Source organism: Micromonospora zhanjiangensis (assembly GCF_042650605.1).
GTDB classification, from domain to species: Bacteria; Actinomycetota; Actinomycetes; order Mycobacteriales; family Micromonosporaceae; genus Micromonospora_J; species Micromonospora_J zhanjiangensis.
Genome location: NZ_JBHSBN010000016.1, coordinates 57,653 through 71,718 on the forward strand (window position 1 = coordinate 57,653; position 14,066 = coordinate 71,718).

The 14,066-nt window shown below is 73.3% G+C and carries 13 protein-coding genes; 3 read left to right on the forward strand and 10 right to left on the reverse strand.

The window, feature by feature from the left end; all coding sequences use genetic code 11:
• The first annotated feature begins 42 nt into the window (after window positions 1-42).
• Window positions 43-1,443, forward strand: a complete 1,401-nt coding sequence (locus ACFOX0_RS21540; RefSeq protein WP_377548869.1) for a serine/threonine-protein kinase — start codon at window positions 43-45, stop codon at window positions 1,441-1,443.
• Between the two features lie 52 nt (window positions 1,444-1,495).
• Here the strand turns inward: ACFOX0_RS21540 and ACFOX0_RS21545 are convergent, their stop codons facing one another.
• The 10 genes from ACFOX0_RS21545 to ACFOX0_RS21590 all read right to left on the reverse strand — a co-directional run bounded on the left by ACFOX0_RS21545 (window position 1,496) and on the right by ACFOX0_RS21590 (window position 12,121).
• Window positions 1,496-2,839 carry an ABC transporter substrate-binding protein gene (locus tag ACFOX0_RS21545; RefSeq protein ID WP_377548873.1) on the reverse strand — a complete coding sequence of 448 codons (1,344 nt, stop codon included), beginning with the start codon at window positions 2,837-2,839 and terminating at the stop codon, window positions 1,496-1,498.
• A gap of 85 nt (window positions 2,840-2,924) precedes the next feature.
• Window positions 2,925-3,830: a carbohydrate ABC transporter permease gene (locus ACFOX0_RS21550; protein WP_377548876.1), complete on the reverse strand. Its 906-nt coding sequence runs from the start codon at window positions 3,828-3,830 to the stop codon at window positions 2,925-2,927.
• Window positions 3,827-4,837: a carbohydrate ABC transporter permease gene (locus tag ACFOX0_RS21555; protein WP_377548878.1), complete on the reverse strand. Its 1,011-nt coding sequence runs from the start codon at window positions 4,835-4,837 to the stop codon at window positions 3,827-3,829. The genes ACFOX0_RS21550 and ACFOX0_RS21555 overlap by 4 nt, the downstream gene beginning before the upstream one ends.
• Window positions 4,838-4,851: 14 nt before the next feature.
• A complete protein-coding gene (locus ACFOX0_RS21560) occupies window positions 4,852-5,595 on the reverse strand; it encodes a glycerophosphodiester phosphodiesterase (protein ID WP_377549096.1) in 744 nt (247 codons plus the stop codon).
• Window positions 5,596-5,888: 293 nt separating this feature from the next.
• Window positions 5,889-6,686 carry an inositol monophosphatase family protein gene (locus ACFOX0_RS21565; protein WP_377548880.1) on the reverse strand — a complete coding sequence of 266 codons (798 nt, stop codon included), beginning with the start codon at window positions 6,684-6,686 and terminating at the stop codon, window positions 5,889-5,891.
• Window positions 6,683-7,681, reverse strand: coding sequence for a 2-hydroxyacid dehydrogenase (locus ACFOX0_RS21570; RefSeq protein ID WP_377548883.1), 999 nt, complete (start codon window positions 7,679-7,681; stop codon window positions 6,683-6,685). The genes ACFOX0_RS21565 and ACFOX0_RS21570 overlap by 4 nt, the downstream gene beginning before the upstream one ends.
• Window positions 7,682-7,721: 40 nt before the next feature.
• Window positions 7,722-9,149, reverse strand: a complete 1,428-nt coding sequence (locus ACFOX0_RS21575; RefSeq protein WP_377548885.1) for an FGGY family carbohydrate kinase — start codon at window positions 9,147-9,149, stop codon at window positions 7,722-7,724.
• A 7-nt stretch (window positions 9,150-9,156) separates the two neighbouring features.
• Window positions 9,157-9,945, reverse strand: a complete 789-nt coding sequence (locus tag ACFOX0_RS21580; RefSeq protein WP_377548888.1) for a DeoR/GlpR family DNA-binding transcription regulator — start codon at window positions 9,943-9,945, stop codon at window positions 9,157-9,159.
• On the reverse strand, window positions 9,942-10,613 hold the full coding sequence (locus ACFOX0_RS21585; protein WP_377548890.1) for a histidine phosphatase family protein: 672 nt from the start codon (window positions 10,611-10,613) through the stop codon (window positions 9,942-9,944). Before ACFOX0_RS21585 ends, ACFOX0_RS21580 begins: the two co-directional genes overlap by 4 nt.
• Complete coding sequence (locus ACFOX0_RS21590) at window positions 10,610-12,121, reverse strand: FGGY-family carbohydrate kinase (protein ID WP_377548892.1); 1,512 nt, start codon at window positions 12,119-12,121, stop codon at window positions 10,610-10,612. Before ACFOX0_RS21590 ends, ACFOX0_RS21585 begins: the two co-directional genes overlap by 4 nt.
• 313 nt (window positions 12,122-12,434) lie before the next feature.
• On the opposite strand from ACFOX0_RS21590, the gene ACFOX0_RS21595 reads away from it, so the two are divergent.
• Together ACFOX0_RS21595 and ACFOX0_RS21600 are read left to right on the forward strand one after the other, a co-directional pair.
• On the forward strand, window positions 12,435-13,406 hold the full coding sequence (locus ACFOX0_RS21595) for an inorganic phosphate transporter (protein WP_377548894.1): 972 nt from the start codon (window positions 12,435-12,437) through the stop codon (window positions 13,404-13,406).
• Window positions 13,403-14,044 carry a DUF47 domain-containing protein gene (locus ACFOX0_RS21600; protein WP_377548896.1) on the forward strand — a complete coding sequence of 214 codons (642 nt, stop codon included), beginning with the start codon at window positions 13,403-13,405 and terminating at the stop codon, window positions 14,042-14,044. Before ACFOX0_RS21595 ends, ACFOX0_RS21600 begins: the two co-directional genes overlap by 4 nt.
• The last annotated feature ends 22 nt before the right edge of the window (window positions 14,045-14,066 follow it).

Sequence of the window (14,066 nt, forward strand, 5' to 3'; positions counted from 1 at the left end):
GCACACGCATGCTCCGATGGCCCGCTGGGTACGGTTGCAACCGTGTTGGGCTCAGGATCGGTACTCAGTGACCGCTACCGTCTGGACGACCGCGTCGCCACCGGCGGCATGGGCGACGTCTGGCGGGGCACCGACCTCGTGCTGGGCCGGCGGGTCGCGGTCAAGGTGCTGCTCCCGTCCCTGGTCGCCGACCCGAGCTTCATCGCCCGGTTCCGGGCCGAGGCCCGGATGATGGCCGCCCTGCACCACCCCGGCGTCGTCCAGGTCTTCGACTGCGGCATCGACATGTCCGAGGATCGGCACGCCGACTACCTGGTGATGGAGTTCGTCGACGGCGAGCCGCTGTCGCACCGGATCGACGCGGCCGGCCGGCTCGGCGTCGACGAGACGCTGAACGTGGTGACCCAGGCCGCCCAGGCGCTGCACGCGGCGCACCAGGCCGGCATCGTGCACCGCGACGTCAAGCCCAGCAACCTGCTGGTGCAGCCGGACGGCACCGTCGTGCTGGTCGACTTCGGGGTCGCCCGGTCGTCCTCGCACACGAGTGTCACCAGCACCAACGCCGTACCCGGGACGGTGTTGTACATGTCACCGGAGCAGGCGTCCGGCAAGCCGGTGACGGCGGCCACCGACGTCTACGCCCTCGGCGCGGTCGCCTACTGCTGCCTGACCGGGAACCCGCCGTTCACCGGCGAGAACCCGCTGGAGGTGGCGGTCCGGCACCTGCACGACGATCCGCCGGAGCTGCCCGCCGACGTACCCGCGCCGGTGGCGGCGATGGTGATGCGGTCGTTGGCCAAGGATCCCGAACAGCGGTACCCGTCGGCCGCGGCGCTGGCCGACGCCGCCCGCGCGGCGGCCACCGGCGCGACCCCGGCGACGGACGGGGCCACCGCACCGCTCGCCGCCGCCGCACCGGCGGCGGTGGGCGGCGCCGCCCTCGCCAACCGGGCGGTACGTCCCGGTTCGTCGACCCTGGCCGACATGCCCGTCGTCCCCGCCGACACCGGTACGCCGGGCCGGCGACGCAACCGGGCCGTCGCCGTCGCCGGTACGGTGGCGGCCGTGCTGCTCGCCGCGATCGGGGTGACCGCCATGCTCGCCTTCCAGGCCGACGACGGGTCGCCCGGCAAGCCGGGCGTGACCTCCAGCGCGCCGGGTAACGCACCGGCGACCGGACCCAGCAACCGGGAGGACGGCCAGCCGGCACCCACCCGACGCACCGGGGACTCGACCGCCACCGACGCGGGCCCGTCGGCCGGGGCCGGACAGACCTCCTCCACCGCCGCGCCGGCACCGTCGAACCGACCGTCGCCGACCGGCGCACCGGAGAGTTCGGCGCCCGCCGACGGGGGCGGCAACCCGACCCCCGACGGCGGCAGTTCCAGCGCGGGCGCGGGCAACGGCGGGTCGTCGGCCACCCCGAACGCCGCCACCGGCTGAGTCCGGCCCGTACGTTCGGCCCGGCGGCCGGATCGCACCGGCGGCGCGGCCGTCAGGAGTACTTCTCGACCTGGGCGCGGACGCTCTCCGTGCTCTTGCGCAACTCCGCGGCGACCGCCGTGAAGACCTCCTGGGCCGGCCGGTTGTCGGCCCAGATCTTCTGCAGGCCGCCGTAGATGGCCTTGTTGGCGTTCGGCACCATCAGCCGGACCGGGTCCTGCGCCTGCGTCTTCGGCAGCTGGTCGACGGCCACCTTGAACTGGGGCCGCTCGGTGAACCGCTGCCGCATCTGCGGGGTGTCCAGGGCAGCCTTGGTGGCGGGCAGGTAGCCGGTGTCGAGCGACCACTGCGCCGCGTTCTCCGCCTTGGCGGCGAACCTGATGAACTGGAACGCCGCCTCCTGGCGTTCCTTCGGCGCGCCGGCCATGATCGACATCCCGCCGCCCCCGGTGGGGCAGCCGAACTGCACCTGCTCGGGCACGAACGACGCGCCGATCTCGAACTTGGCCTCCTTGAGCAGGCTGGTCAGCGTGCCGGTCGACTCGTGCAGGGTGGCGACCAGCCCGTTGGCGAAGTCGACCTTCGGGCTCTTGGCCATGTACGCCTGCTGGTCGGTGTGCACCAACCGCCGCTGCCACTCCCCCGCGGCGACCGCGCCGCCCTGGTCGATGGTGACGTCCAGGCCCTTGGAGTAGTTGCCGCCGAACTGCCACACCACCCCCTGGAAGTGCCAGTCCCCGTCCACCTGCGGGAACGCCTGCAGCTTCGGCGACTTGCCGTTCGTCTTCACCTTCTGCAGCGCCGGGCCCCACGAGCGCAACTCGTCCCAGGTCTTCGGGCCACGGTCGGGCAGGCCGGCCTGGGCGAACATGGTCCTGTTGTAGTAGAACAGCGGCGTGCTGCGGCCGAACGGCACCCACCACACCTTGTCCTTGACGGTGCCCTCCTTGATCAGGGTGTCCACGTACTCGGTGGGGGCGAAGCCGTCGCCGAACAGGTCGGTCAACGGGGCCAGCGCCTCGTTGAACAGGAACTTGCGCCAGACCACCTCGGAGAAGACGCACAGGTCGGGGACCTGCCGGGCCTGCAGGCCGGCGGCGAGCTTCTGGGCCAACTCGTCGTAGCTGCCCTGGAACTGCGACTCCAGGTAGATGTCCTGCTGGGACTCGTTGAACTGGCCGACCAGTTTGGTGAAGGCCTCGCCCACGGCGGCCGCGTACGGGTGCCAGACCACCACCCGCTGGCGCTTCTTGTACTGGTCCGGCACCTTGCCCTCGGGCTGGGCGAAGCCGTTGCCGCCACCGGCACCGCCGCCGCAGCCCAGCGGGGTCAGGGCGAGGGCGGCGCCACCGGCCAGTCCGAGCAGGCGGCGACGACTCAACATGCTGCTGTTCATCGGGGGTGTCCTTTCGAGGTTGGTGGGCCCTGACGGGGTCGGGGAGCCCGGTCGGTCGGGGTGACGCACGCCGACCGGCCGGGGATCATCCCTTGACCGCGCCCTGGGTGAGTCCGGCCACGATGTGTCGTTGGGCGACGAGGAAGACGAGCAGTACCGGCAGCACCACGAACACCACGGCGGCCATCAGCGACCCCCAGTTGACGTAGCCCTCGGCGTTCTTGAGCATCAGCAGCCCGACCGGCAGGGTGCGCATGCTGTCGGTGTTGGTGACGATGAGCGGCCAGATGAAGTCGTTCCACTTGCTGACCAGCGACACGATCGTCACGGTGACCACCATCGGCCGGGACAGCGGCAGCACCACGCTGAACAGCCGGCGCAGGTGCCCGGCCCCGTCCACCCGAGCGGCGTCGATGACCTCCTCGGGCAGCGTCAGCATGTGCTGGCGCAGCAGGAAGGCGGCGAACGCCGAACCGGCGCCGGGGACGATGATGCCCTGGTAGGTGTTGATCCAGCCCAGGTCGGCGATGGTCAGGTAGTTGGGCAGCAGGGTGACGTGGCCCGGCACCATCAGCGCGGCCAGCAGCACCGCGAACAGCACCCGCTTGAACGGGAAGCGCAGGAAGACGAAGGCGTACGCGGTGAGGACCGCGTTGGCCACCTCCAGCGCGGTGCCGACCGCGGTGGTGATCACCGAGTTCAGGTAGAAGTCGCCGAACGGCGCCGCCCGCCAGGCCTGGGCGTAGTTGCCCCACTCCGCCTTCGACGGCCACCACACCGGCGGGAAGGAGTGGATGTCGCCGGAGGTCTTGAGCGACGAGGTGAACAGCCAGTACAGCGGGCCGACCATCAGCGCGCCGACGGCGACCAGCAGCAGGTGGAGCCCGAGCCGGCGGGCCCGGCCGGGCAGGCCGGACGGCGTGGGCGCGGTGGTCCGGGGCGGTACCGCCCGGTCGGCGGCGGGCACCTCGGTATCGGTCGTGGCGGTCACCGGTAGTGCACCTTCCGCTCGAGGTATCGGGTCTGCAGGAGGGTGATCGCCAGCAGGATCACGAACATCACCACGGCACCGGCGGCGGCCGGACCGGCCTGGAAGTCGCTGAAGCCCTTGTCGTAGACGTACCAGGACAGGATGGACGTGGCGTCGCCCGGCCCGCCGCCGGTCATCATGGCGATCACGTCGAACGCCTGGAAGGACGAGATGATGGTGGTGATGGTGAGGAAGAAGGTCACCGGCGACAGCAACGGCAGGGTGATCCGGCGGAACAGCGTCCAGCCGCCCGCCCCGTCCAGCGCGGCCGACTCGTAGAGGTCCTTCGGCAGTCCCTGAAGGCCGGCGAGGTAGACGATCGCCGCGAAGCCGATGTTCTTCCAGAGGTAGACGATCATGATGGCGGGCATCGCCCAGCTCGACTCGGTCAGCCAGCCCGGCGACGAGGCGCCGAACAGCTCGAAGAAGACCCGGGACAGGCCGTAGTTGGGGTCGAAGATGAACGCCCAGGCCAGACCGACGGCGGCGCCGGAGAGCACGTGCGGGGCGAAGACCATGGTACGGACCAGCCCGCGGCCCTTGAGCGCCTTGTTGAGCAGCAGGGCCACGGCCAGGCCGAGGGCCATGCTGCCGGCCACCACGCCGACCATGAAGTAGGCCGTGTTCACCATGACGTCGCGGAACTCGGCGCCGGTGAACATGTCGACGTAGTTGTCCAGCCCGACGAACCGCTTGACCGGTGCGATCATGTTCCAGTCGGTCAGGCTCAGGTAACCGTTGTAGACCACCGGCCAGTAGGAGAAGACGCCCAGCAGGACGAAGTTCGGCGCCACGAAGGCGAGGAAGATCAGGTATTCGCGGAGTCGGCCGGGCCGGCGCCGCGGGCGGACCGACCCGGACGGGACGCCGGCCGGCCGGCCGGGGGTGCCACCCGACCGGCCGGCCCCCGATCCGGCGACGGGTGACCGCCGGGCGCCGGGTCGCAGCGTGGACTCGTTGACGCTCACGTCCGCACTCCGGCTCAGTCGCCCTGGCCGGGTGCGCCGGCACCGGCACCCGCCGCGCAGCGGGCGAGCAGGTCCGAGATGTCGTCGGCGACGATGCCGTCCACCCCGTACGCGAGGGCGTCGGCGACCTGTCCGGGGTCGGCCAGCGGCCCCACCCAGACCCGGTAGCCGCGCTCGCGCATGGCCGGCACGCCGGCGGCGTCGGCGACCGCCCAGCGCGGGCCGAAGTACTGCGGCCGCAGGGTGTCGAGCAGTTCCTCGGCGGGCGGTTCGGCGGCCGTCCAGTCCAGTCCGATCACCGCGTCCGGCTCGTTCCGGCGCAACTCGATCAGCGCCTCCCGGCCACCCTTGCGGGCCGCGACGAAGATGGACCGCTCGAAGGCGTCACCACCGAATTCGCGCAGCGTCCGGACGGCCGGCGCGACCACGTCGTCGGTCTTCAGGTCGACCAGGAAGGTGGTCTCCGGGAACGCCGCGAGCACCTCCTCGAACAACGGCAGCCGATACCCGCCCAGGTCGCGTTGCCGCAGGTCGGACTGGGTAAGTTGCCGCAGGTCGGACAGGGTATGGTCGGCGAGTTGCCCGGGGACGCCCCAGAGCCGCTCGAGCGACGCGTCGTGCAGCAGGACGATCTGCCCGTCCCGGGTCAGCCGCAGGTCGAACTCCAGCGTGTTGGCGCCCTTGTCGACGGCGGACTGCAACGAGGGCAGGGTGTTCTCGCGGTGCACGAGCGGGTCGCCTCGGTGCGCGATGGTCATGAACACGGGGGTCTCCTTGCGGCGGAGGTCGGAACCGACGCTTTTAACGCTCTAGAGCGTTTCCTTCACGACGGTAGTTAACACGATGGACGCAAAGCGAGCAAGAGTCACGTAGCACGTCCGGCCAAAACGATCTGGTAACAAGCGTCCTGCCTGTTCAGGACGGATTCCACGGCACGATCGGCGGAGGCCACTCCCGGCCGGACGCCGAATGAGGGCTGTTAGTTTCAATGTTAAGAAGGCCGCTACCCGGCGTTAAACACCACGGCGGCGACCCCCGGCGGCCGGGCGGGTCAGCCCGTCGCCGTCGCCGCGGCCCGGATCAGCGGAAGCAGCTCCTCGAGCAGGGCCGCGCCGCCGGCCACCGTCTCGGCCGAGCCGGTGTGGTGGTTCGCCCCGTGCCGGTCCACCACCACCGCCCCCGCCTCCCGGGCCAGCACCACCCCGGCCGCCGTGTCCCACGGGTTGTTGGCCAGCATGACCAGCGCGTCCAACCGCCCGTGGGCGAGCCAGGCCAGGTCGATCGCCGCGGTGCCGAGCATCCGGATCCGCTGTACCCGGGGCACCAGCCGGGCCGTCACCGCGAGCCGCAGCCGGTTCGCCAGATCGGCGTCCGGGCCCACCGCGTAGTCACCGACCGCCACCACGGCGTCGGCCAGCTTGGCCACCCCGCTGGCCCGGATCCGCTCGCCGTCCGCGTACGCCCCAGCACCGGTCACCGCGTGGTAGCGGGTGCCCAGGAACGGCGCCTCGACCACGCCGAGCACTGCCCGGTCGCCGCGCACCAGGCCGAGCGAGACCGCGCACAGCGGCAGCCCGTGCACGAAGTTGACCGTCCCGTCGACCGGGTCGAGCACCCAGGTCAGCTCCGCCGCGGCACCGGAGCGGCCCTCCTCCTCGCCGAGGAACCCGACCTGCGGCGTCCGCTCCCGCAGCAGGTCGCGTACCGCCCGCTCGACCGCGTAGTCGACCTCGGAGGCCATGTCCCGGTCGCCCTTGGCGGTCAGCGCGCCGGGGAACCGGGTGCGGATCAGCTCGGCCGCGACGCCGGTCGCCGCCTGGGCGACCGGCAGCAGCTCGGCCGGGTTCACCGCCGGCCCAGGTACGCGAGGACCTCGTCGGCGGCCAGCGTGGCGGCCCGCTCGGCGGTCTGCCGGGTGGCCCCGGCCAGGTGCGGCGTCAGCACCGTCCGGGGCGCCGTCCGCAGCCGGGAGTCGGCCGGGATCGGCTCGGCGTCGAAGACGTCGAACGCGGCGGCGCCGAGGTGCCCGGCCTGGAGCGCGTCCACCGCGGCGTCGTAGTCGAGCAGGCCACCGCGGGCGGTGTTGACCAGGACGGCGCCGCGCGGCAACCGGGCCAGCTCCGCCGCGCCGATCATGCCGGTGGTGTCCGGGGTGAGCCGGGCGTGCAGGCTCAGCACCGACGAGCGGCGCAACAGGTCGTCCAGCCCGACCGACTCGGCGCCGTCCAGGGTCGCCGGGTCCGCGTACGGGTCGTGCACCAGCACCTCGGCGTCGAAGGCGCGCAGGATCCGGCCCACCCGCCGGCCGATCGCGCCGTACCCGACCAGGCCGACGGTGCTGCCGGCCAGTTCGGAGCCGACGGCGTCCAGCGCGTACAGGTCGCTGCGCCACTGGCCGGCGCGCACCCCGGCGTCGGTGTCCGGGACCCGGCGCAGGGCGGCCAGCAGCAGCGCGACGGTGTGCTCCGCGGCGGCCACCGCGTTGCGACCCGGGGTGGTACGTACCTCGACGCCCCGGTCGGCGGCGGCCTTCAGGTTGACGTTGACCGGACCGCCGCGGCAGACCACCACCAGTCGCAGGTCCTCGGCGGCGGCCAGCACCCGGGCGGTCAGCGGGGCCATCTGGGTGACCACCGCCTGCGCCCCGGGCAGCGCCGCGATCAGCTCGTCCTCGTCGCCGGACGCCTCGTCGACCTCCGCGACCGGGCCGAACGGCGTGTGCGGCCAGGGCAGGGTGAGTTCGGGCAGCTCGACGCCGGCGCCGAGCCGGTCGCGCAGCGCGTCGGTCAAGAGCTGGGGAGTGACGAAGTGGTCGCCGACGACCAGGATCCTGTTCAGTTGCACGGTGCGGGGGTGTCCTTCCTGAGGTGTCTCGTCCGGTCGGTCAGACCTGGCCCCAACCGGCGCGGGCGTTGGCCACGTGGTCGAGGTAGCGGGCGTACCCGTCGGCGTACCGGCGGGCCGCCACGGGGTCCGGGTGGTGCACGCGACCGGCGTCCGCGGGGGCGGTGGCCGGCTCGCCGAGCACCCGGCGGGCGGCCAGGGCGGCGCCCAGCGCGCCGACCTCCTGGCCGGCCAGCACCCGGACCGGCCGGTCCAGCACGTCGGCGAGGATCTGCGCCCAGGCGGTCGAGGCCAGCCCGCCCCCGCAGGCGACCAGTTCGCCGGTCAGCCCGGCGGTGGTGAGGCAGTGCCGGGCGCTGTAGGCGACCGCCTCGCAGACCGCCCGGACCAGGTCCGCCGGACCGGTGCCCAGGTGCAGACCGTCGATCCGGCCCCGGGCCCGGGGCGCCACGAACGGCGCCCGCTCCCCCGACTCGGCGAGGTACGGCAGCACCGTCAGGCCGTCGGACCGCCCCTGCGCCAGCAGGCGGGGCAGGTCGGTGAGGTCGGCACCGACCAACCGGAGCACCCAGTCCAGGGCGGCGGTGCCGACCATCGCGGGCAACGCCCGCAGCCAGCGGTCCGGCTGCCAGGTGCTCAGCACGAAACCGCACGGCTCGCCGGCGGCATCCGGCCGGTCGACCAGGACCTGGCAGGCCAGCGTGGTGCCGAGGATGAGCAACCCGTCGCCGGGCCGGGTCACGCCGGCCCCCCAGGCCGAGGCGGGCAGGTCGTACGGGGCGGCCACCACCGGCGTACCGGCGGGCAGCCCGGTGCCGTCGGCGGGCGACGGCAGCAGCCGGCCGTACGGGGTGTCGTGCACCGGGGCGAGCAGGTCCCGCCGGTGCGCCAGGCCGCAGGCGGCCAGCAGTTCGTCGTCGTACCGTCGGGTGCGCGGATCCAGGAACGGCATGGAGGCGTCGCTGGGATCGGTGGCCCGTTCCCCGGTCAACCGTTGCAGCACCACGTCCTTGCAGTACGCGGCGGTGGCGGCCCGGTCGAGGGCGGCCGGTTCGTGCTCGTCCAGCCAGGCCAGCAACGGACCGGACGCGCCGGGGAACATCAGCCCGCCGGTACGCCGGTAGGCCGACTCCAGCAGCCCACCGGCGGCCCAGCGCTCCACGATCGACGCGGCCCGGCCGTCCATCCAGGAGATCGCCGGGCGGACCGGCCGACCGGCCGGGTCGACCAGCCACAGCCCGTCGCCCTGCGCGGTGACGCCGACGCCGGCCACCGGCCGGTCGACGGCGGCGGTCAACTCGGCCAGCACCTGCCGGACCGAGTCGACCACCTGGTCGGCGTCCTGCTCGTACCAGCCGTCGGCGACCCGGTGCAGCGCGGTGGGCCGGGCCACCCGGGCCAGCGGCACACCGGCCGGGTCGAACGCCACGGCCTTGGTGACCGTCGTGCCGGCGTCCACGCCGACCACGACGGGTTCAGGCGACCTCGTAGCTGACACCGTTCTCCCGCATCTCCCGGAGGCTGTTCTCGGGGGCGCTGGCGTCGGTGAGCACCAGGTCGAAGTCCCGCAACGGGGCGACCCGGTGCAACGCCACCCGACCGAGCTTGGTGTGGTCGACCATCAGCACCGCCCGCTGCGCGGCCCGGATCATCGCCCGCTTGACCAGTACGATCTCCTGCTCCTGGTGGTAGGCGTAGCTGCCGGACACCGCGGAGGTGGAGGCGAAGAGCAGGTCGACCCGCAACGCCTCGATCGCCTCGATGCAGGGCACGCCGAGGAACGAGTCGTGGGTGGCGAAGTACTCGCCGCCGAGCGAGAGCAGCCGGATGCCGCGTACCCCGGAGAGCAGTTTGATGGTCTCCAGGAAGTTGGTGATGACCGTCAGCGGCGCGGCGTCGTGCAGCAGCCGGGCGAGTTCCAACGTGCTGGTCGAGTCGTCCAGCATCACCGCCATGCCCGGTTCGATCAGTTCGCGGGCCCGCCGGGCCAGCGCCAGCTTCTCCTGCCGGGAGGCACGCAGCCGGTAGGAGACGTTGGACTCGAAGACGCTGGACGGTTGGGCGCTCACCCCGCCCCGGAACTTGCGGACCACGCCCTGGCGTTCCAGTTCGTCCAGGTCGCGGTGGATGGTCATCAGGCTGACGTGGAACATCTCGGCCAGTTCGGTGGCCGAGACCGAACCGTGTTGCAGGACGTGTTCGGCGATCTCGGCCTGGCGTTGGGCGGGGCGACCGCGGTCGGCCTGCGGTTCGGAAGCACTCATCGCGTCCTCGGTTGGTCGGCGTCGGTGACGGGCTGATGCTGCCATTCCATCGGCACCGGCACGTTGTAGGCCAGCAGGGCCACCGGCTCGTCGGCGCCGTCGGCGAACCGCAGGGTGACCGTGGCCGCCGGGTCGAACGCGGGCAGCCGGCGTCGGTACTCGCTCAGCGGGATGCCCAGCACCGCGCAGCTGACCAGCCGGATCAGCGTGTTGTGCGCGACCACCAGCAGCCGTCCACCGGGGTCGGCGGCGACCAGGTCGGTCAGCGCCGCGAGGGCCCGGTCGACCGCGGCGGCGGGCGGTTCGCCGCCGGGGAAGCTGTGCGCCACCGGGTCGGCGACGAACCGTTCGACCAGCCGTGGGTCCTCGGCCCGCAGGTCGTCGAGGGTACGTCCCTCGGCGATCCCGAAGTCCACCTCGCGCAGCCGCGCGTCCACCCGGGCGGTCAGTCCGGTCGACGCCTCGGTCGGCGCCACGGTGGCCCGGGCCCGGGCCATCGACGAGCAGCCGAGGCTGGTGAAGCCCTGACCGGCGGCCCACCGCCCGAGCGCCTCGGCCTGCCGCTCACCGTACGGGTCGAGGGGGATGTCGCTGCGGCCGGCGTACCGGTTCGGCGAGTGCCACCCGGTACGGCCGTGCCGGGCCAGCACCACCACGGTCCGGGTCATCGCGCCGGCTCCGGTTCGGGCCGCGACCCGGCGCTCGGGGCCGGGTCGATGTAGCCGCGGTCGCACAGCGCGTCGAGGAAGCGGTGGTAGGTGGGAGTGAACCGGTCGACGGCCGCCGGCCGGGGTCGCACCACCCGGGCCGGGCCGACCATCCGGGCGGCGGTGTCCGCCAGCGGGCCGTCGCCGGCCGCCGCCACGACCGCCATCCCGAAGGCCGGTTCGGAATCGGCCGGCAGCAGCAGGTCCCGGCCGAGGATGTCGGCCCGCAACTGGTTCCAGTAGTGGCTGCGGGTCGCGCCGCCGGTGATCGACAGCGGACCGCTCACGTCGGCGCCCAGTCGCCGCAACGAGTCGAAGCAGAGCCGCTCGACGAAGGCGACGCCCTGCAGGACGGCGGCGTACCGGTCCCCGTCGTCGGTGAACGTACCGAGGTCGAAGGGCTCGGCGTCCGGACGCACGAACGGGAACCGCTCCCCCCGGGAGGCCAGTGGGTAGCTCAGGCCACCCGCCGGTTCGTGCCCGGCGGCGGCCGCTTCGAGCCGGTCCCGGTCGGCGCCGGGGAAGCGGACCGCCAGGACGCCGGCACCGACGTTGGAGGCGCCGCCGGGCAGCCAGCCGCCGTCCGGGTGCCGGTGCGAGTAGACCGCGCCGCCCGGGTCGGTGAGCCGTTCGACGGTGACCCCCTTGAGTACCAGGGTGGTGCCGAGGACCGAGTTCCAGGCGCCGGGGCGGAGCGCACCGGCGGCGGTCTGGGCGGCGCAGCCGTCGGTCAGGCCGGCCCGGACCGGTACGCCCACCGGCAGGCCGGTGTGTCCGGAGCCGACCCGGTCGACCCGGCCGATCTCCCGACCCGGCCGTACCACGGCGGGCAGCAGCTCCTGCGGGACACCGAGCGCGTCCAGCACGCGGGTCGGCCAGCCGTCCGCGTCGAGGTCGTAGCCGGTCTTCAGGGCGTGGCTCCAGTCGGTGGCGACCGGCCCGCCGGTCAGCCGGCGGGCCAGGTAGTCCGCACTGTGCAGCAGGGAGAGCCGGCCCGCGATGGCGTCCGCCCGTACCCCCTGGGGGGCGTGTCGCAGCAGCCAGAGCAGCTTGGGCAGCGCCCACGAGCGCTGCATCGGGTAGCCCAGCGCGGCCCACCGGGTGGCCCCGACCCGGGCCACCTCGGCCGCCTCGGCGCCGGCCCGCGCGTCGTCGTACATCAGGGCCGGGGTACGGGGTCGGGCGTCGGCGTCGGCCAGCAGGAACGTGCCGGAGGTGCTGCAGATGGCCAGCCCGGCGACCCGGTCGGGGCGCTGCCCGCGCAGCGCCTGCCGGCACGCGTCGCCGAGCACCCGCCACCACTGCTCCGGGTCCTGTTCGTGGGTGCCGGCGCCGCGGTGGCTGGTGAGCGGGCCGGATCCGCTGCCGACGACGACACCCTCGCCGTCGACGAGCCGTACCCGCAGGCTCTGGGTGCCGACGTCCACGCCCGCCCACAGATCGGGGCTGTCCGGCTGGTTGATCAACATCGGCGTCCGCGCCTCCCACGAGCATCCTGCGAGCAGGAGTCGATGTTAACTTAACACGAGCTCTCTGTGAACCTGGGTGCTGCGCGTTGTTAGCCGGAACCCCTCTCCCGAGGATCTCCGCGACCAGTAATGCGCTGGTCAGAGCCGTTGTATGGCAAAGCCCCGCCGATCCGGGGACGACCGCTCCACGGCGTCGGCGAGTGATGCCCGGTTGATAAGTGGAAAGATCGAGTGTTAACTAACACGACATGCCACGGGATCGGACGATACGAGTCCGACTCGGTAACCCCGGCCGGGCCGGGCGGAGGTGCTGATGGCGGCGGACCTGAGTTGGGTGGGGTTCGCGCTGGCCGCCCTCTTCGCCGCCTTCACCGGGTTCAACGACGCCGGTGCCCTGGTGGGCGTCGGACTGCGGGTCGGCGGGCTGCGCCCGGTCACCGCCGTCACCATGCTCTGCGTCGCCGTGGCCACCGCCCCGATCCTGGTCGGTACCGCGGTGGCCGCCACGCTGGGCGGGCGGCTGGTGGCCCTCGACGAGGGCCGGGCCACCGTCGCGATGATCGCCGGTGTCGGCGCGGCGGTCCTGGTCACCGGCACGCTGGCCGCCCGGGGCCTGCCCACCAGCCTGACGCTGGCGCTGATCGGCGGCATCGCGGGCGCCGGCGTCGGCGTACGGGCTCCGGTGGACTGGGCCACGGTCGCCTTCGTCCTGCTGGCCGCCGCGGTCGCACCGGTCGTCGGCGCGCTGGCCGCGCTCCTGTTGACCCGAGTCGTCGGCGCCCTGCCCGCCCCCGAGGGCGCCGGCCGGCGGCTGCGCCGGCTGCACGCGGGTGCCCTGGGCGCCACCTGCCTGGCGTACGGCGCCAACGACGGGCAGAAGATGCTCGCCGTCTACGCGGCGGTGCACGGCGCGACCCCGGCCGCCGCCGCCCGGTCCCCACTGGCGGTACTGGTCATCACCGGCTGCTTCCTGCTCGGCGGCCTGCTCGGCCTGCCGCGGCTGGCCGCGGCGCTGGCCGGCGGCCTGACCGCGGGCCGCCCGGACGCCGTGGTGGTCAGCGAACTCTCCGGCGCCGGCGTGGTGCTCGGCACCGCGGTACTCGGCGCGCCGGTGAGCATGACCCAGTCACTGTCCGGCGCCATGGTGGGCACCGGACTGTCCCGACGATCGAGGAAGGTGCGATGGCGTGGCGTGATCCGACTGGGACGCGCGTGGTTGCTGACCCTACCGGCGGCGTTCGTGGCCGCCGCGCTGGGCAGCCTGCTGCTGGTACCCGGTCCATGATGGTGCCGGCCCGGCTGGGCGACCTGCTGCGGGACCTGTCCGGCCGCACCGACCGGGTGCTGGCCGACCTGATCGTCGACCAGCTCACCGCCGCGTCCGACGGGGTGCGGCTGGCCGCCGCGCTGGCCCGCGGCGAGGTCGACCCGACCGACGCCCGGGGCCGGATCGCCGAGATCGAGCACGAGGGTGACACCGGTCGGGTCGCCCTGGTCGGCCGGCTCCGGCGCAGTGTCAGCTCACCGATCGACCGGGAGGACCTGTTCCGGCTCTCCCGGTCGGTCGACGACGTCCTCGACACCGTCCGGGACTTCATCCGCGAGGTCGACCTCTTCGCGGTCGACAACCGGTCGGCGTACGAACCGGTGCTGACCGCGCTCGCCGCCGGGCTGGACGAGTTGGCCGTCGCGGTACGGATGCTGCCCGGGACGCCCCGGCAGGCGGCCGAACACGCGCTACGGGCCAAGAAGCAAGGGCTACGCACCCGGTACCAGTACGCGGTCTCCGACCTGCTCGCCCAGCCGCTGACCGCGGACGTCGTCAAGGCCACCCTGTTGCTCGGCCGGTTGGACACCGCCGGGGTGCACCTGGCCACGGCGGCCGACGCCCTCGCCGACGGTGTGGTCAAACGCTTCCAGTGAACGTCCGGTCGGCGTGCCCGCG